Here is an 18,227-nt window from a genome sequence, read left to right as displayed (position 1 = left end):
CATGAGTTTGCCAGAGAACTGTCATTGGACGAATGAGTCGCCACGCGGGAGCCTGAACGGGACCGGTACTACGACTGAGGAGCACCAAACCATGGACCAGAACGCCGTCGACGAGGTGCTGAACCGCCCGCTCAGCCGGGAACTGCTGGCCCGCGACCTGGCCCGGCTGGCCTTCATCGCACCGGACGGCACCCCTCGCTCGATCCCGATCGGGATCTTCTGGAACGGCACGGAGATCGTCATGTGCACCGCGACGAACGCGCGCAAACTGCCCGCGCTGCGCCGCAACCCCGCGGTCGCGCTGACGATCGACACCGAGTCGCACCCGCCGAAGGTCCTGCTCCTGCGCGGGCGGGCCGAGCTGGACCTCGTCGACGGCATCCCGGACGAGTACCTCCGGTGGAACGGCACCTACGAGATGACGCCCGAGCAGCGGGCCGAGTGGGAGGAAGGCGTGCAGTCGCTCTACGACGGGATGGTCCGTGTCGTGGTGAAGCCCACCTGGGCCAAACTGATCGACTTCGAGACCACGCTGCCCACGGCCATCGAGGAGCTGATGCGGCGGCAGCGGGACCGCCAGCGCGCATGACCAGGCCAACCGAACAGGAGACCACCATGAACGACACCGACCGGCGCGGCGCGATCCAGCGGATGGACAACATCGCCGTCGTCGTCGACGACCTCGCCGCGGCGAAGGCGTTCTTCGCCGAGCTCGGGATGGAGCTGGAAGGCGAGGCGACGGTCGAGGGCAGCGCGGTCGACCGCCTCGTCGGCCTCGAGGGTGTCGTCTCGGACATCGCGATGATGCGCACCCCCGACGGCCACGGCCGGCTCGAGCTGACCAGGTACCGCGCGCCCGCGACCCCGGACGGCGGCCGACCCGCCCCGCCGAACGCCCTGGGCGCGCACCGCGTCATGTTCGCCGTCAGCGACATCGACGACATCCTCGACCGACTGCGCCCGCACGGCGCGGAACTCCTCGGCGAGGTGGTGCAGTACGAGAACAGCTACCGGCTCGCCTACCTCCGCGGTCCCGCGGGCATCATCGTCGCACTGGCCGAGCAGACCGCGTGACCGGCGGCCGGGGCCCAACCGGCTGTGCGACCGCCGTCAGTCCACGGTCACGGCACGTTCGAGTGCGGCGTGGCCTGCCGACTTCCCCGTGCTCTCGCGACGGTGGCCTCGTCGGCGTCGCCGTAACGGGTGAGGAACCGGCCGCTCGTGCCCGCGGGGTTCACGCCCGCTCGAAGACGAGGTCGAAGTCCTTTCGCCAGGTCGACCCGTGGTCGTCGGACGCCTCCCAGCGGCCCGTGATCCGGTCGGGACCGACGTCGGCGACGAACCGCTGGAACATGTCGGGGTCCTCGCGACTGAGACTCCACCGTGAGCCGTCGAACGTCATGGCGAAGACCCGACAGACACCTCGTTCGTCGTGGTAGAGGGCCGTGTAGGCGTCACTCGGATCGTGGCGACCGAGAACGAGGACCATCTCGTTCGTGGCCTCTCCGACATCGCCCGCCATCGTCCAGCGGAAGACCACGAACGCGTCCCCCAGCCACTCGACCGCCGCCGAACCCGGCACCTCCCGGTCGGCCGGCTCCAGGAACCACGCGTTCCGCATGGTCGCCCGCCACGAGCCGACCAGGACGTCCAACCGCTCCATGGCCTCGTTGCGCATCGCTGTCTCCCGTCTACCGTGCGGCCACCTCGAACACCACCACGTCCACGTCCCGCTCGGTGATGTCACCCAGGACGAGTTCGGTGAGATCCACCCGCGACATTCTCCACCGCCGGTCGGCACGAGGTCGGGGGCAGCACGCACGACCACACGGTTAGCCTGCTGACGTGCGTTTCGGGGTGCTTGGCCCGCTGGCCGTGTGGAGTGACCGGGGAGAACCGGTCACCGTGCCTGGGCGGAAGGTGCGTGCGCTGCTCGCCGACCTGCTCATCCACGCGGGGCAGGCCGTGTCCGTGGATCGCCTGGTCGACGACGTCTGGGGCGAGGCCGCGCCGGCCGACCCGGCCGCCGCCCTGCACGTCCGGGTCTCCCAGCTGCGCCGGGCACTCGCGGGCGCCGAGGCCGACGCGCGCGACCTGGTGGTCTCCCAGCCACACGGCTACGCCCTGCGTTCCGACGACGTCGACGCGCTCCGGTTCGACCGGCTGGTCGCGCAGTCCGAGACGGGCGACCCCCGCGCGCGGGCACGCCTGCTGGCCGAAGCACTCGAGCTGTGGCGCGGCCCCGCACTGGCCGACTTCGCCGACGACGACTTCGCGCAGGCCGCCGTCGCCCGCTGGGACGAGCTGCGGCTGACCGCGTTCGAGGCGTACGCCGAGGCCCGGCTCGCGCTCGGCGAGCACCACGACCTGGTCAGCGACCTGGGCGACCAGGTCGGCCGCCATCCCTTCCGGGAGCGGCTGCGGGCGTCCCACCTACGTGCCCTCCACCGTTCCGGTCGCACCACCGAGGCACTCGACAGCTACCAGGACCTCCGACACCGCCTCGCCGACGAGCTGGGCCTCGACCCCGGCCCGGAGCTGACCGCCCTCCACCAGGCGCTGCTCGCGAGGGACCCCGCCGAGGACCCGCCGCGGCCCGCGCCGCCACGTCGGGCGACCAACCTGCCCGCGCCGATGAGCGACCTGATCGGGCGTGACCACGCGGTGGCCCGGGTCCGGGCGCTGCTCGGCACCGGCAGGCTGGTCACGCTCACCGGCCCCGGCGGTGTCGGCAAGACGAGCGTGGCGCTGGCCGTCGGGCGCGCGCTGGCCGACGCGTTCCCGGACGGTGTGTGGCTGGTCGACCTGACCACCTGGGACGGTGCGGACGGACTGGCCGAGCTCGTCCTCGCCGTACTGTCCATGCCCGACTCGAACGAGGATCCGACCGACCGGCTCCGAACCGTCCTGCACGCCAGGAACACCCTGCTGCTCCTGGACAACTGCGAGCACGTCGTCGAGCAGGTGGCCGGGCTGCTCGGCGTGCTGCTGCCCGCCGCGCCGGGGCTGCGTGTCCTCGCCACCAGTCGCGAGCCGTTGCGGTTGCGGGGTGAGACGCGCTGGGACCTGGCCCCGCTGGACGTGCCGGACACAGACGACCCGGACCGGTTGGCCCAATCCCCCGCGGTGCGACTGTTCCTCGCGCGTGCCGGGTTGACGCCGGAGCCCGCGACCACGACGAGTGTGGCCGAGGTGTGCAGGCGGCTCGACGGGATCCCGCTCGCCCTGGAGCTGGCCGCCACCCGGGTGCCCGCGCTGGGCGTCACCGAGCTGGCCGCCCGGCTGCGGGTGCCGCACGACCGGTTCGGGCTGCTGGGCACCGGCCCGCGTGACGCGCCGGAACGCCAGCGCACCCTGGCCGCGGTGATCGACTGGAGCTGGCAGCTCCTCACCGACCCCGAACGCGCGGTCCTGCGCAGGCTCGCCGTCCACTCGGGAGGGTGCACGCTCGCGGCCGCGGAGGCGGTCTGCGCGACCGAGAACGTCCTCGACGTGCTCGTCGGGCTGGTCGACCGCTCGCTGGTCGTCCAGGCCGACGGGCGGTTCCGGCTGCTCGAGTCCGTCGCCGCCTACTGCCTCGCCCGGCTGCGCGAGGCAGGCGAGGAGGACGCGCTGCGCCGCGGGCACGCCCACTTCTACCTCGCCCTCGCCGAGGACGGCGAGGCGCGGCTGCGTGGGTCCGGTCAGCGGGAGTGGCTGGGCAGGCTCGACGCCGAGACCCCGAACCTGCGTGCCGCGCTCGACACCTTCCGCAGGGAGGGCGCGGCGGAACCCGCGTTGCGGCTGGTCACGGCCCTGACCTGGTACTGGCACCTGCGCAGCAGGCTCGCCGAGGCCCGCCGCGCGCTCGCCACCGCGCTCGCGGTCCCCGGTGACGTGCCCGCCGACCTGCGCGCCAACGCCGAGGCCTGGGCCGAGGGTCTCGCGGTCCGCGCCGGGCAGGCCGGACCCGAGCGGGCGACCGAGGCGCGGCAGGCACTCGACGGCTCGGTCGCACATGCCAGGACCGAGTGGTTCCTCGGCTCCGTGATCATCGACTTCGGGGACGTCGCGACCACCGGCGAGCTGCTCGACGACGCCCTGCGCACGTTCAGGGGCGCGGGCGACCGCTGGGGTGAGGCCGCGGTGCTGAGCACGCGGGCCATGCTCGCCCACATGCGCCACGACCTGGCCGCGCTCGAGGACGACGCCCGCCGCAGTGCCGAGCTGTTCACCGAGCTGGGCGACGACTGGGGCGTCCTGCAGGCCACCGACTGGCTGATCGGCCTCGGCGACCTCACCGGCGACCACGACGCGGCGATCCGGCTGTGCCGGGACGGGCTGCGGATCGCCGAGGAGCTGGGGCTGTGGGCGGACGTCGCCGGGCGGCACGGGTGGCTCGCGTGGCTGTTCATGCAGGTCGCGGACTACTCGCGCGCACGGGAGCACGGTGAGCTGGCGTGCCGGATGGCCACCGAGCAGGGGCACCGGACCGGCGAGGTGTTCGCCATGCTCAGCCTCGCGTTCGCCGCCCGCCGGGACGGCAGCCTCGACGTGGCGGAGGAGCACCTGCGCAGGCTGCTGGCCGTCGCGAGGGAGCAGCAGTCGGACGAGGGCACGCCGCCGTACCTGCCGATGGTCCTGGTCGAGCTGGGGCTGGTGGCAGGCAGCCGGGGTGACCTCGACGCGGCGCTCACCTGGCACGGCGAGGGCTTCGACGCGTTCGCCTCGCAGGGCTCCGGACACGGCGTGGCCACCGCACTGGTGGGAATGGCGGCGGTGTTGACGCGGCAGGGCTCGCCAGGTCCTGCCGCGCAGGTGCTCGGGGCCGCCGAGACGGCTCGCGGCGACCACCCGCTGTCCACGTCGGACCGCGCCGAGCTGGCCGGCATCCTGGCCGAGGTCGAGGCGGACGAACCGGACTTCGCCGAGCTGTACGGCCGCGGCCGGGTCATGGACGCCGAACAGGCCCGGTCCCTCGTGGAGAAGGACCGGGCCTGACGGTCACTTGGGCACGTAGATGTGGATCACGATGCCCGACTCGAACCGCTCGACATCGGCGAGCTTCAGGTGGGTGGTGTCGAACCCGGCGCCCTCGAACAGGTGCTTGCCCGCCCCGACGACCACCGGGAAGTACCAGAAGTGGAACTCGTCGACGAGCCCGTGCTCGACCAGCGTGCGGTCCAGCTCGCCGGTGCCGTACTTGACGATGTTGGCGCCCGGCTGCTCCTTGAGCTTCGCGACCTCCTCGGCCACGTCACCCTCGATGAGGGTCGCGTTCCAGGTGGTCTCGGTGAGCGTCCGCGAGGCGACGTACTTGGGCATGGTGTTCATCGTGTCGGCGAACTCACCGTCCCGGGTGGACCAGGCCTCGGCGAAGCCCTCGTAGGTCGCGCGGCCGAGCAGCATCGCGTCGGCGCCCTCGACGAGGCGGCCCGCGTACCCGAAGTGGTCGGCGTCCCAGTACGGGCTGCACCAGTTCTGGGGCTCGGCCCGGGAGGCGGTGGACGGCCGGGTGTCGTCGACGATGCCGTCCAGCGAGACGAACGTGGACTCGATGATCTTGCGCATGTGGGGCTCCCTGTGTGCTGTGTTCCTCGTTGACCAGAACTCTGCCGGGAGCCCCTTACGGTTTCCTTCAGGTCGCCTGACGACCACGTCGCAACCGCCAGCGCCGTGTCAGGGGTGGTGTCAGTCCGGTGGCGGCCCCCTGTCAGAACGACAGGCGATCGTGGTTCCTGTCACCAGGTCCCCCACAGGACACCACAACCCCCAGGAGACCACCATGTACACCTTCAACACCCCCACCCCCATCACCACCACTCTCGACCTCCCCGCCGGCAGCATCCGGTTCGTCGCCACCGACCGCACCGACACCACCGTCGAGATCCAGCCCGCCAACACCACCAAGAACAGCGACATCAAAGCAGCAAAACGCACCACCGTGGACTACACCGACAACATCCTGCGGATCCACACCCCCGCAGCAGCCAACCAACTCCTCGGCCCCACCGGCGCCCTCACCATCACCGTCGCACTACCCACCGGCTCCCACATCCAGGCCAGAACCGACAGCGCCGAACTCGACACCACCGGCCGCCTCGGCAACCTCACCTTCAACGGCGCCTACCACCACATCAACATCGACGAAACCGCCAGCCTCCACCTCACCGCAATCGACGGCGACATCCACATCCACCGCGTCAACGGACCCGCCGACATCACCACCACCCGAGGCGACATCACACTCACCGAAGCCGTCCACGGCACGGTCGTACTCCGCACCGAAGCCGGCAACATCTCCGTGGGCGTGGCCGAAGGCGCCTCGGCCACCCTCGACGCCGGCACCACCCACGGCCGCATCAACAACACCCTCACCAACACCACCACACCCCAACTCACCATCCACGCCACCACCGCCTACGGCGACATCCTCGCCCACAGCCTCTGACACCAGACACCACGGTCGGGTAGCCCGGGTACACCACCCGGGCTACCGTCCACAGTCGAGCGATCTCCATGTCAGCTCGACTTCGTACCGTCGGCGGACCACAGAAATTCCGTCGGGTCAATGCGGCCACACTCGGCCAGAATCATCTTTCGGGATTCCCGTGACTCGATCAGGTGATCTCTGCCCCGCATGTCGAGTTTTCCTTGACCGGCATCGGCGGGAACTGCTGATATTTGCGGCGGAACTGGCGCTACGGAAGAAAGAAGGACCTCATGGATATCTCGAACGAACTGTTGGCAGGTCTGCTCGGCAGCCTCGTTGGCTGACTGCCCTCGCTCCTGACTCGCGAGTGCGGACAATCCTGAGGCGCCGCAAGTGGACGCCCGACGTCTTGACCCGGTGACATCCAGTGCACGACAACTGGATGTCACCGGGTTTCTTCATTTCCTCCACCACACAACGCCGCGCCTCTGGCGACGTTGTCTTGCGGCGCACCTACAGAGAGGTGAAGAGCAGGAGGTTGGGGGTGGCCGTCCCGTGCTGGAGGCGGTCCAGCGCGTGGCGGCGGTGGCGGCCGACCTCGGCACCACGCTGCCGAGGCTGGCGCTGGCGTGGGTGCTGAACAACCCGGCGGTCTCCAGCGCGATCATCGGCCTCTCGCGCCCTGAGCAGCTGGCGGACAACCTGCCGGTGCCCGAAGTCGACCTCACCCCCGACGTCCCCGGCCGCCATCGACACGGCCCTCACCGACCCGGAGCACGGCGACCTGGTGGAACGCTCACCGGCGAAGACGGCCAAGCCCTTCGACGTCATGGCGGCCTGGCGCCGATGACCGCGGCGGGAGACGCCGTGCCCCCGGGCTTCACGACGAGGACGTACCCGTCGCGGCGAGACCGCCTGCCTCGATGGCGCCGACCGCGCGGTGGAGCGTCGTGACGAGGCTCGGCAGCATGTCCCGGTCGTAACGGACAGACGGCATCGAGATCGAGAGCCCGGCGACCGCGGTGCCGTCCTCGTCCCTGACCGGGACGCCGATCGCGACCACGCCCCGCTCCGAGAGCCCGTCGTTGACGGCGAAGCCCGCTCGGCGGACCCTGGCGAGCTGTGTGCGCAGCTTCGCCATGTCGGGGCGCTCCTCGAGGCGCTCCGCGTAGTGCTCCTCGGCGTAGAGCTCGTCCACCTCGGACGGCGGGAGCTCCGCCAGCAGCACCAGCCCGGCCGTGGTGCGGTGGGCGGGGAACACCATCCCCTCGCGGGAACCCACGCGCAGCGCCTGCCCGCACTCCACGCTCGCGATGAAGCGGGTCCGGTCACCCGTGCGGATGGTCAGGTTCGCCGACTCCCCCACGACGTCGACGAGGCGCTGCAGGTGCGGCAACGCCCTGCCTCGGAGTCGGGACACAAAGGACTGCGAGTACGTTGCGAGTTCGAGGACCGGCCCGGGGTGGTACACACGCTGGTCGTCCTGGACCGCGAAGTCGCGGTAGACGAGCGTCTGCAGCAGCCGGTGCGCCGTCGAGCGCGCGACGCCGAGCCGGTCGGCGACCTGGCTCACCGTCAGGCCGCCCTCCAGCTGCAGCATCACCGCGGCACGCAGCGCGTGGTCGACACTGCCCACGACGTACATCGGCGGGGTCTTCAGGTCCGCTTCGGCCATCTCCATCCGTTCTGTAATGCAGAATCTCGTGTTCCGCTGATGAGGTGTACCCCACTGTAGGGGACATGACCACGACAGACAGCCCGGCGCGCCTCCAGCCGGCGCCATCGTGCCGGTCGGACGCGGCGGTGAGCGGCGCCGCCGGGAACCACGATCCGCATCCGCCCTCGTTTTTGAACGTGTTCAACCGAAGCGTTTGCCTTGCGAAGGGGTCAGTGGCGTTGGTTTGACCAGCCCGATGATCTACCGTCGTTCGCCGTGCTGTCCTAGCCTCGTTGGTATGACGCAGCGCGGCGAGTACCCCGGCGTGCCCCGACGGACGTTGTTCGTGGCAGGTGGTGCGTTGGCCACCAGCGGCGCGCTGGCCGCGACAGGCGCACCGGAGGCGATGGCCACACCGCAACCGGCCTCGCACCCACCACGCCGCGTCGAATACACCATGCCGACGCTGCGGTTCGACCACGCCGACCGGCAAAGCTCGCTCGGCGCGATGTACGAGGCAGCGCTGACGGGCCTGATCGGCATCAACACCGTCTACGCCGACCCGGGGACCTACGACCACGCGCACCGGATCAGCTACCCGCCCGGGGCGTTCGTGCGGGCAGGCGGCGGCTACCCGTCGCCGCAACGGTGGACCCGCGACGCGGCGGTCAACGCCTGGAACGCCACCAGTCTGCTCGGGCCGATCGTCGGCGCCAACACCCTGTGGGCCGTGGTGGACCAGCAGCCTGACGGCGGCCTGATCGTGCAGCAGGACAACCAGTGGTGGGACCAGGTCGTCTGGGTCGTCGCGGCCTGGCACCACTACCAGGTCACCGGCGACCGCGCCTTCCTCACCGACGCCTACAACGCGTCGACCGCAACCCTGGCCGCCCGCACGACGCAGAACTACGACGCGGACTTCGGCCTGTTCCGGGGGCCGTCGTTCATGAACGACGGCATCGCGGGCTATCCCAGCCCGCCGTGGGCCGACGGCGTCGGCTCGTCGTTCGTGCTCGACTACCCGCACACCGACGAGTTGATGTGTCTGTCGACGAACTGCCTCTACTACGGCGCCTACGTGTCACTCGCGGGCATGGCAGACGAGCTGCGCAGGCCCGGCGAGGCGAGCAACCACCGTCGCGCCGCGACGGCCCTGCGGCAGGCGATCAACGACCACCTGTGGCGCGAGGACGCGGGCACCTACGGCTATCTGATCCACGGCGCCGACGGGCTCGCCGGACAGCTCGACCCGTCCCAGGAAGGCGCGGGGTTGGCGTTCGCGGTGTTGTTCGGCGTGGCCGACACCCGGCGGACACAGCGGCTGCTCGACGGCACGCACTGGCAGCCGAAGGGCATCGTCAACGTGTGGCCCCACTTCCCGCGCTTCAGCGACGACCGGCCGGGCAGGCACAACGTGATCGTCTGGCCGATGGTCCACTCCATGTTCGGCCACGCGGCGGCGGCAGGCGGCCGACCCGACCTGTTCGGCCGCGCGGTCACCGGGCTGGCAGACCTCGTCGCCGCGAGCAAGGGCAACTTCTACGAGATCTACAACTCGGTCACGGGAGCCGTGGACGGCGGCTGGCAGACCGGCAACACCTCGCGGTGGACGTCGCAACCCGACCAGGCCTGGTCGGCGTCGGGCTACCTCCGGTTGATCTTCTCCGGACTGTTCGGCCTGACGTTCACGCCCGATCGGCTGACCCTGGCACCGACGCTGCCCGCCGACTGGGGTCCGGTCGCCCTCCACGGCCTGCCGTACCGGGACATGACACTGGACATCGAACTGTCCGGCGCGGGCAGCAAGGTGCGCTCGTGCACGATCGACGGACGCCCTGGCAGGCCGGTGATCGGGGCCGGCGGCACAGGCCGGCACACGATCCGCGTCACGCTCGGACACTGACCCGCCCGACCCTCAGTGGTCGGAGTCCGCGGTCGGCAGTGGTGGCTCCCCGCTTCCCCGTCCCACGTCCGCGAGGTTGACGTACCAACGGTCGTCGACCCGGTTCAGGAACAGGTGTTCCGCGTACGGCGAGTCGTCGACCCTACCGGTCAGCCGCGCGGAGGCCCGGTGTGGCGCGGGCCCTCGCTCGATGTCCCGGCCGGCCTGTGTCTGAGACGTCAGTCCTCGGACGTGGGCGGGACCTTCAGCCTGCTGTGGGTGAAGGCGGCGAGGATGCGTTGGTGGGTCTGACGGGGCAGATGCCTGCCACCTGGCTCGCCGAACGGGGTTCCGGGCCGTACGGGCGCGTCGCGGAGGAGGTCGGTCAGTCCGGGCCGGGTGAGGATGAGCAGTCCGTGGGTGCCACGCGTGCAGGTGACCGCCAGCCGGCCGAACGAGGAGTTGAACTCGTCCAGCCGCCCGGCGCCCGACAGCGGGTGGATCGCCACGGTGATGCCGTTGGTCTGCCCCTGCCAGGAGTCCACTGTGGACGCCACGATGTCCGTCGCGGTGAGGGAGTGCCTGGCGCGTAGGCGGTCCACGATGTCGGTCGCGTCGTCCACCGCCTGGTTGCGGGTGGCTAGCACGGTGATCAGCGGGTCGCCGCCGTCGCCCGGGCGTGCCGTGAGCTGCCGTCCGGTCGGGGCGCCCGTTGCGTCGTACTCGGCGCTGGTCAGCGCGAACCCGGCGCCGAGCAGCGCGTCGAGGAGCTTCTCGACCTGGCCGAGCAGGGGCTGGTCCACGTCGGCGGCCTCGGGCTCGGGCAGCCCGTCGACCTCGAGCAGTGTGGGCACGCCGGTGCCGACGGTGTGCCAGACGTCGGCCGCGTAGCCGGTCAGCCGGTCGGCGGTCAGTGCCCGGTCACCCGGGGCGGCGACGCAGTCGAGTTCACGCCACTCGGGGTAGAAAGCCCGCCAGAGAGCCAGATGACCCGCGGCGGGCCGCCACACCGCGGGCAGCTCGATCGTCACGGTGCGGTCGTCGGCGTCGAAGTCGGTCGGCCAGGCGCGGTAGGGGTTGAACCCGGGGTCGCCCCGCCACGGGTTCGCGCCGATCTCCAGCGGCGGGAGCTGTCCGACGTCACCGACGCCGACCGTGACCGGGGCGGCGTTCGCGACCTTGTCGAACAGGTGGTGCGGCAGCTGCCACGCCTCGTCCACGAACAGCACGTCGAACACCGGACCAGGCTCTTCCGGAGTGTCGTCGCCCGCGAAGTGGGCGGCCAGCCTCGCCAGCTCGCCGCGGGCACCCAGCTTGTGCGAGGTCGCGACGACGACCCTGCTCTCGACGGGGATGCCCGCCGTGCTGGTGACCACGGTGGCGTGCGTGTGGGTGTCCGCGGGCACGTCGTCGTAGCGGTTCCTGCTCGCGAACAGGCACACGCTGTCGCGGCCCAGCTCGTTCCCCAGCGCGGTCGCGAGCGGGTAGACCTGCTTGTTGGTGAAGGCGATGACCGCCACGCGTGCGCACCCGGGGTGTGCGACGGCGTCGGTCACGAGCTTCTTCAACACATGCGACTTCCCGGCACCGGCGGCCGCCTTCAGCAGGATGCGCTCCACCGGCGCCGTGCCCGCCAGCGCATCGCGCAGCACGCCGACCGCCTCGTCGGCGACGGCCGCGTTACCCGCCGCCGCCTCCGCGTGATGGACCGCCCCGCTACCGGCGCCGCTGTCCGTCCCGGTGGGCGGGGTGAACGTGAGGGTCACGGGGTCACTCCAGGTCGTCCAGGGTCAACTCGTCCGGCACGTCGTCGAGTCCCACGGCCGCGGGGTCCGCGACCGGCGCACCCACCGGCGTCACCTCGAACGCGTCCTCGTCCACGACCGGCGGCCACACCTGCGGGTTCAGCTCGCCGCGGTCGCGGCGCTCCGCGAGCCGGTCGGACCAGTCCGCCTCGGCGTCCTCGTGCGACCGGCAGCAGTAGCGGTGCTCGTCGGGGTCCTCGGCATGGGAGTACGGCTCGCACGCCGGCTTCGGTGCGGACGTGTCGTCCGCGGCGGGCCTGCCCACGCTGAGGGCCTTGTTGCCCTTGAGATCGCAGTACCAGCCGAAGTCCGCGACGACCAGCCGGTCGCCGGGCGCCAGATCCGGCACGTTCTCCGGCGTCCACCCGAAACGACGCGGCACGGTCTCCTCCCCCGCACCGGACAGCGGGCCGATCGCCAGGCCGGAGAACTTCACGCTGCCCTTCAGCAGGGTCATCGCCGTGCCAGGCCGCTCGACACACGGGTTCCCGTTGACGTGCAGCAGCACGATCCGCGTGCCCGCGCCGATCCGCCGCGACCCGACCTCGACGACGAGCGGTGTCGTGGTGACCACGGTCGCCCGCACGACCTCCCGGACCCCGGCGTCGGCGGCCATGTCCGCCGCGGCCTGCGGGTTGCCCAACGCGGCGAGCTGGCGGCGGCACCGGCCGTCGCTCTCGATCACCGGCACGAGCGAGTTGCGCCAGTGCCGGTAGGTGCGCCCGAACCGGACCAGGTCGGACGCGTGCAGGTCCAGCCTGCGCCGCCACACCGCCTGGGCGTCGGCCTCGATCGCCTGGTGCACGTCGCGCAGGCTCGAGTCCCGGACGGTGCGCAGCGCCGCGAGCGCCCGGTCGAACACGTCGCGCTTGTACGCGAGCTCCTCGGTGACCAGCGCGGCATACCGCGCCGGGTCGGGGTCCTGGCCCCGGCCGCCCACCAGCGCGCGGTGCACGGCGTCCGAGCGCCTGCCCGTCATCCTCGCGCCCGGGGTGTGCTGGGCGCGCTCGACGTCGTCCTCCAGCTCGCGGGGCTTGAGCGGGCCGCTGGTGAGCGTCTCCGCCCACGCCGCCAGGTAGTCGAGGCGAAGCGACGAGAAGGCGGGCCCGCCTGCCACGACGTGCTGGGCGAGCACCGCCCGCAGGTCGAGGACCGGGGCCCGGAGCGTGAGCGCGCGGGCACGGTCCTCCTCCAGCAGGAACGACACCGCGGTCCGCTCGGTCGGCTGCAGCGCCGCAGGGACGCGCGCGGGCTCGCCGTCGAACGTCAGCGGCTCGCGGGCCATCTCCCGGTCCCGTTCCCAGCGCAGCCTGCTGAGCTCGACCCCGGCGAGGTTGTCGGCGATGGAGACGAGCACGTCGGCGGTCACGGGGTCGGGAACCACGACGTGCACCGCGTACGCACCGCGGGCGGTGGCCTCGGCCATGGCGGCGGTGATCTCGTGGCCGAGCAGGCGCATCACCCGCCGCCTGGTCTCGGGCGACAGCGGGTCGTCGAAGACGGTGACGGCCCAGTCGCCGGGGCCGTCACCGGTGTGGCGCCGCAGCGCGATCCCGTGCACACCCAGCGCCGCGGCGTCCGCCTTGGCGAGCACCACGTCGACGGTGCCGGGGCGGCCCGCGCCGTCGACCCGCAGCTGCCCGGTCCGCCGGGCCACCCCGTCGACCGTCGCACGCACCTGCGCGACCACCGACGCCGGTGCGCGCGGCGCCGCCTCGCCGCCGGTCACCAGCCCGGCGACCTGGGCACGCAGCTCGGCCGGGACACCGACCTCCACCAGCAGGTCCGCCGGGTCCGGCGAGGTACGCAGCTCGTGGCGGCAGTAGGAGAACAGCGGACAGGTGGTGCAGGTGGCCGGGTCGAACGTGGCCCGCAGGTGCGCGACGAACCGCGCGACATCGGCACCCGCCACGTACCCGGTCCCGGCCGCCTCGCGCCGCCGTTGCGCCACCCGCATCCGGACCTCCGCCCGGTGGTCGTGCAACGCCTCGACGAGCGCCTCGGGCTGGAGGAAGGAGTTCCTGGGCACCGCGAGCACGCCGTGCGAGTGGACGGCCATGCCCTTGGGCAGCCGCGACCACTCGGCCGCCGACTCCGCACCCAGCGCCACCTGCAGGAAGCCCTTCAGCAGCCGGGTGTCGTCGATCCGCGAACGCACCCGTTCGTAGTCCTTGGCATCCCCGACGATCAGCCACGACGCCTGCCCCGGCCGCGCCGCGACCACCGCGAAGTCCGGCTTGACCTCGGTCGCGGCGCTGTGCTCGAACCCGGCGAACGGCACCGCGAGCCCGTGGACCAGGGTGGCGGCGCCCTCCTCGACCGCGCGGACGTGGGCGGCGGCCAGCAGGTCGGCGGTCTCGTCGACGTGCACCCTGGCGTTGACGGTCACCACCCGCGTCGGCCGTTCCAGCGCGACCCGCCCCACGGTCGTGGTCGCGACCTCACCGGCGAACCGCACGTCACGCACGAGGTGCTCGAACGTCATCGCCCGCGTCCACCGCGCCGCCGGGATGTAGCCGGAGTCGTCGGCGAACCCGAGATCGGCCGCCAGCTGCCGCCGCGTCCTGCCCACCACCAGCGGATCCGTGCCCCGGAACCGAGCGCAGGCCGCGTGCGTCGACGCCGCGACCGCCCCGGAACCACCACCAAGAGACGTGCTCGACATACCCCGGTACCCCACCCCTCCCGACAGAGCAGCCAGCTCCAGCGGAGATCGATTGCTGGGTGGGTCAGCCTACTGACCGCGGCCGACCACGACAGAGGCCATCGGCCCGAGTCCACCCGGCACGCGAGGTCGCCCGGGCAGGACGAGCAGCGGTCCTTCCCCGGGTCTGCCCGTTTCGCCCTGTCCGACACCCCGCGCGACCCGCTTGGGTGAAGGTCACGAGGCTCGTTCTGCCCGGAGGAGCGACATGCACGAACACGAGGAGCAGCGCGAGGACCGCTCACCCGTCCACCGGACGAAGCGGACGGACTCGCCGACTCCCGACCTTCCGACGGACCTGCGGCCTGCGTCGGTCGTCGGCCTGCAGCAGGTGATCGGCAACGTCGCGGTCAGCAGGCTGCTCGACGCGGAGCGGGACCGTGCCGGGCAGGACCAGGACGCGGGCGCCGCGGTGCACGACGTGCTGCGGACCCCGGGACGGCCGCTGCCTGAGCCGGTGCGTGCCGACATGGAGGCCAGGCTCGGCGCGGACTTCTCGGACGTGCGCGTGCACACGGACCACACGGCACACGAGTCGGCCGAGTCCGTCGACTCGCAGGCGTACACGTCCGGCTCGCACATCGTGTTCCGGCAGGGGCGGTACGACACCGCGTCCGAGACCGGCAGGCGGACACTCGCGCACGAGCTCACCCACGTCGTCCAGCAGCGCTCGGGTCCGGTCGAGGGCACGGACGCCGGTGACGGCCTCGCGGTCAGCGACCCGTCCGACCGGTTCGAGCGCGAGGCAATACGGGTCGCGGCCCAGGCGGTAGGCGGCGGGTCCCCGGCGATCACGGAGGCCGCGGGCTCGTCGAGCCACGGCACACCCGTCGCGCGCCTGATGACCGCCGAGCAGTTCAAGAAGCGCACCAAGGGCGGCACGTTCCGCGGCCGCGGCGACAAGATCGAGCTGGTCGAGGCCGCACTGGTGGCCTACCACGCCATAGCACAGGACAACTACGTGGCCAGGCGAGCGCAGCTGGAGGTGCTCAGAGACGCCGCCGACACCTACCTGACGACCTCGACGAAGAGGAAGCACCAGGCGACGGTCGATGTCCTCGTCGAGGAGAGCCACACCGAGTCGTACGACCTGAGGCTCCTCGCCGTCGTCCAGGAGACCCTCGAGCGGGCCACGGGCCACCTGGCGGTCTACCAGGTGCTGAACACGGCCGACCAGGAAGCCGACCCGACCGCGAAACTGCGCCACCTGCAGCGGGCCCAGGACCTCGTCGTCACGGAGCTCGACCGGACCAACGCGGCCGACGACAGCGACCTGGCCACCGTCAGCACGAAGTTGGGCGAGTGGATGAACCTCGTCGCCGCCGACATGGACCAGAACGCGCTGCGCCCCTTCATCGGCGACGACCTGCGGGAGCTCACCCGGATGAGCACCGACCAGACCGTCCCACAGGTGACCCGCGAGATACTGACCGAGTTGCTCGTCCACCAGAGCATCACCCAGTTCGAGAACGGCAGGCCCGGCACCACGCTCTCCCCCGCGGGCGCCGCCATGAAGTACACCCTGAAGAATCCGGTGAACCAGCCGATGGGCGGTACCGACCGGCTGGGTTCGCTCGCGCACGAGCTCACCCACGTGGACGCGGGCGAGGCGTACGACAACACCCCGGTCCTGCTGCTGTTCAAGCGAGGGCTCGAGGACGACGAGATCAAGCAGTTGGCGGCGCGGCGCGCGGCGGACATCGACAACCTGCGCACGCTGCTGAACGCACAACAGGGTCTCACCGCGGGCCAACAGAGTCTGTTCGAGGGAAAGCTGGACTACGCACTCCGGGACCGGCTGAAGGACTACGCGGCCTTCTACAAGTCGTCCAACAAGATCGACGCGCCAACCTACGACGAGTTGATCCGCCTCGCCGACCTGACCAAACCGAACAGCGGCGTGCTCGTGGAGTACGACACCGTCCTCAACCAGCTCCTGGTGTACCTGCACCGCTGGGGAGTGGACCAACAGGCGCCGCTCTACGTCGAAACCCTGCGCCTGGCCGAACAACAACGCCAGGAACGACGAAGCTGAACACGGCTGTCCCGGGTCTACGCGCCGTGGACAGCGCCGCACCGCCGAGGGACAGCTCATGATCGACCGGCGATCAGGCGCACTGATCGTCACCGGCCTCCCGGTGAACGCGACGCGCGATCAGGTTGCTGTCGCACAAGCAGAACCTCAGCCGAGCGAATTTCCACGGCGCCGACCTCGGTGCCGCACACCTCCATGGCGCGAACCTCGAAACGGGTGATGTCCGTTGACGTCGACAAGAACACCACGGGCCACCGGTGGTAGCCGTTCGACAGTTGTCGTCGCCTGGCGAGACGGAGACGGGCGACCCCTTCTCGCGCTACCACGCCTCGACAAGGCTTGGGCCACAAGGAGATTGGTCCCACATCTACCAAGGGGAGAATCCGATGAGAACAGGAATGTGGTCCACCCGTCGTGCCGCCGCCCTCGTCGTTGGCGCGGTCGTGGCCTCGGTGACGTTGGCGTCGACCGCGGCGGCCGACGTCGGCATCATGGCCACGGTCCAGGTGCCCGGCTCCCCGAGCTACGCCTCGTCGAACGGCACCTGGGTCGAGGTCTGCGACATGGAGCAGGACGGCAACAGGGTGTACGGGGTCTTCGACACCGACACCGGGACCCAACGCATCTTCGACAGCAGCGGCGGTGGCTGCGGCAACGCCACCTTCGGCAGGGTCCTGAGGTTCAAGGTCTGCGAGGACCAGCCCGTCAGCGCGGACCCGTGCTCCAGCATCGTCCAGCCCTGACGACGAGGAGAACACCGACCGGGGCGGTTGGTGCGCACGGCGCACCGGCCGCCCCGCGCGCACCACCGCCCCGAAACTATCGACCGACGCATGATCGGCAGCGGTGGGACCGTGGGATTTCACACTTTCGTGGGCGCCATTCGGTACCCGGGGCGGACAATGCCCACATGGGGGCAATCTGGGTGAGAGGGGCGGGTGTGGCCCCGGGAACTGCGCACTCACCGGTCCCCTCCACAGAGCTGACGGTGAGCCGTGGTATATCGCAGGGTCCCGCGCGCACCGGATCTGGACCGCGACTGCGGTTCATGCCAAGGTGTACCACGGAAGGACAGGCGGGCGAAGGGGGAGTCGACCGCATCGATCCGACCAGACCACACGGATGCCATCGACACGGTACAGCGTCGTAAAGGGTTGGATGGCCGTTATTTCTTCCGGCCTGCGAGGGGACACGTCGTGAGCGACCCGATGGCGGACACGCTTCGGATGCTGGACAACTGGGAGCACGACGCCGTGGAGAAGGCGGCGAAGTTCCAGGACATGGCCGACCGCGTGGCCGAGGTGGCGATCACGGAGTCGGTGGCCGACGGCGCGGTGAGCGCGACGGTGGGCAACAACGGGCTGCCCACGGACATCGCGATGACCGACCGGGTGCGCGAGATGTCCCCCGACGAGATCGCGGCGAACGTCATGGCCGCCATCCGCAAGGCGCAGTCGAGATATCCGCAGCGGCTTGCCGAGATCATGGCGGAGACCGTCGGCGACGACCCGGCCGGTGCGCACATCGTCGCCGAGGCCGAGCGCAACTTCCCCCCACCACCGGAGGACGACGAGGAACCCTCGGCGCGTCTCGGCGAGGTCGAGACCGACGACGAGGCCCCCCAGCCCACGCCACCACCACCGCGCCGGACACGACCGTCCACACCGGACGACGAGGATGACGATTTCGGCGACGAGGCGTTGCTCGACCGATAGAACCGGGCTGGGGAAGC

15 protein-coding genes are annotated in these 18,227 nt (G+C 71.1%); 10 read left to right on the top strand and 5 right to left on the bottom strand.

What is annotated here, in order from left to right; translation table 11 throughout:
• Positions 1-91 precede the first annotated feature (91 nt).
• Both CLV71_RS22270 and CLV71_RS22265 read left to right on the top strand, forming a co-directional pair.
• Positions 92-589, top strand: coding sequence for a pyridoxamine 5'-phosphate oxidase family protein (locus CLV71_RS22270; RefSeq protein WP_133904775.1), 498 nt, complete (start codon positions 92-94; stop codon positions 587-589).
• Positions 590-615: 26 nt separating this feature from the next.
• Positions 616-1,074 (top strand): VOC family protein, encoded by a 459-nt coding sequence (locus tag CLV71_RS22265; RefSeq protein ID WP_133904774.1) that lies wholly within the window; start codon positions 616-618, stop codon positions 1,072-1,074.
• Positions 1,075-1,234: 160 nt separating this feature from the next.
• Here CLV71_RS22265 and CLV71_RS22260 read toward each other — a convergent pair whose 3' ends face one another.
• The gene (locus tag CLV71_RS22260; RefSeq protein WP_133904773.1) at positions 1,235-1,678 is read right to left on the bottom strand and encodes a hypothetical protein; all 444 of its coding nucleotides are present in this window, start codon (positions 1,676-1,678) and stop codon (positions 1,235-1,237) included.
• Between the two features lie 167 nt (positions 1,679-1,845).
• Between CLV71_RS22260 and CLV71_RS22255 the strand changes: the two genes are divergently transcribed.
• Entirely contained in the window at positions 1,846-4,980 is a 3,135-nt protein-coding gene (locus tag CLV71_RS22255; protein WP_133904772.1) for an AfsR/SARP family transcriptional regulator, read from the top strand.
• Between the two features lie 3 nt (positions 4,981-4,983).
• On the opposite strand, the gene CLV71_RS22250 is transcribed toward CLV71_RS22255, so the two are convergent.
• Positions 4,984-5,550: a dihydrofolate reductase family protein gene (locus tag CLV71_RS22250; RefSeq protein WP_133904771.1), complete on the bottom strand. Its 567-nt coding sequence runs from the start codon at positions 5,548-5,550 to the stop codon at positions 4,984-4,986.
• A 214-nt stretch (positions 5,551-5,764) separates the two neighbouring features.
• Between CLV71_RS22250 and CLV71_RS22245 the strand changes: the two genes are divergently transcribed.
• Complete coding sequence (locus tag CLV71_RS22245) at positions 5,765-6,430, top strand: DUF4097 family beta strand repeat-containing protein (protein ID WP_133904770.1); 666 nt, start codon at positions 5,765-5,767, stop codon at positions 6,428-6,430.
• A gap of 375 nt (positions 6,431-6,805) precedes the next feature.
• On the top strand, positions 6,806-7,366 hold the full coding sequence (locus CLV71_RS22240) for an aldo/keto reductase (protein WP_133904769.1): 561 nt from the start codon (positions 6,806-6,808) through the stop codon (positions 7,364-7,366).
• Here CLV71_RS22240 and CLV71_RS22235 read toward each other — a convergent pair.
• A complete protein-coding gene (locus CLV71_RS22235) occupies positions 7,293-8,087 on the bottom strand; it encodes an IclR family transcriptional regulator (RefSeq protein ID WP_133904768.1) in 795 nt (264 codons plus the stop codon). The genes CLV71_RS22240 and CLV71_RS22235 overlap by 74 nt on opposite strands.
• Positions 8,088-8,367: 280 nt before the next feature.
• On the opposite strand from CLV71_RS22235, the gene CLV71_RS22230 reads away from it, so the two are divergent.
• Positions 8,368-9,972 (top strand): MGH1-like glycoside hydrolase domain-containing protein, encoded by a 1,605-nt coding sequence (locus tag CLV71_RS22230; RefSeq protein ID WP_133904767.1) that lies wholly within the window; start codon positions 8,368-8,370, stop codon positions 9,970-9,972.
• A gap of 218 nt (positions 9,973-10,190) precedes the next feature.
• On the opposite strand, the gene CLV71_RS22225 is transcribed toward CLV71_RS22230, so the two are convergent.
• Both CLV71_RS22225 and CLV71_RS22220 read right to left on the bottom strand, forming a co-directional pair.
• Positions 10,191-11,717 (bottom strand): AAA family ATPase, encoded by a 1,527-nt coding sequence (locus CLV71_RS22225; protein ID WP_133904766.1) that lies wholly within the window; start codon positions 11,715-11,717, stop codon positions 10,191-10,193.
• 4 nt (positions 11,718-11,721) lie between these two features.
• Positions 11,722-14,421: a hypothetical protein gene (locus tag CLV71_RS22220; protein ID WP_133904765.1), complete on the bottom strand. Its 2,700-nt coding sequence runs from the start codon at positions 14,419-14,421 to the stop codon at positions 11,722-11,724.
• A 247-nt stretch (positions 14,422-14,668) separates the two neighbouring features.
• On the opposite strand from CLV71_RS22220, the gene CLV71_RS22215 reads away from it, so the two are divergent.
• The 4 genes from CLV71_RS22215 (at position 14,669) to CLV71_RS22200 (ending at position 18,210) form a co-directional block, all read left to right on the top strand.
• Positions 14,669-16,495: an eCIS core domain-containing protein gene (locus CLV71_RS22215; protein WP_133904764.1), complete on the top strand. Its 1,827-nt coding sequence runs from the start codon at positions 14,669-14,671 to the stop codon at positions 16,493-16,495.
• Between the two features lie 125 nt (positions 16,496-16,620).
• A complete protein-coding gene (locus CLV71_RS50685) occupies positions 16,621-16,725 on the top strand; it encodes a pentapeptide repeat-containing protein (protein ID WP_166664207.1) in 105 nt (34 codons plus the stop codon).
• A 156-nt stretch (positions 16,726-16,881) separates the two neighbouring features.
• Positions 16,882-17,238 carry a hypothetical protein gene (locus CLV71_RS22205; protein WP_133904763.1) on the top strand — a complete coding sequence of 119 codons (357 nt, stop codon included), beginning with the start codon at positions 16,882-16,884 and terminating at the stop codon, positions 17,236-17,238.
• A 453-nt stretch (positions 17,239-17,691) separates the two neighbouring features.
• Complete coding sequence (locus CLV71_RS22200; protein ID WP_133904762.1) at positions 17,692-18,210, top strand: YbaB/EbfC family nucleoid-associated protein; 519 nt, start codon at positions 17,692-17,694, stop codon at positions 18,208-18,210.
• Positions 18,211-18,227 lie beyond the last annotated feature (17 nt).

The sequence above is a fragment of the Actinophytocola oryzae genome, from assembly GCF_004364325.1.
GTDB classification, from domain to species: domain Bacteria; phylum Actinomycetota; class Actinomycetes; order Mycobacteriales; family Pseudonocardiaceae; genus Actinophytocola; species Actinophytocola oryzae.
This window is presented reverse-complemented; position numbering and strand designations above follow the sequence as displayed.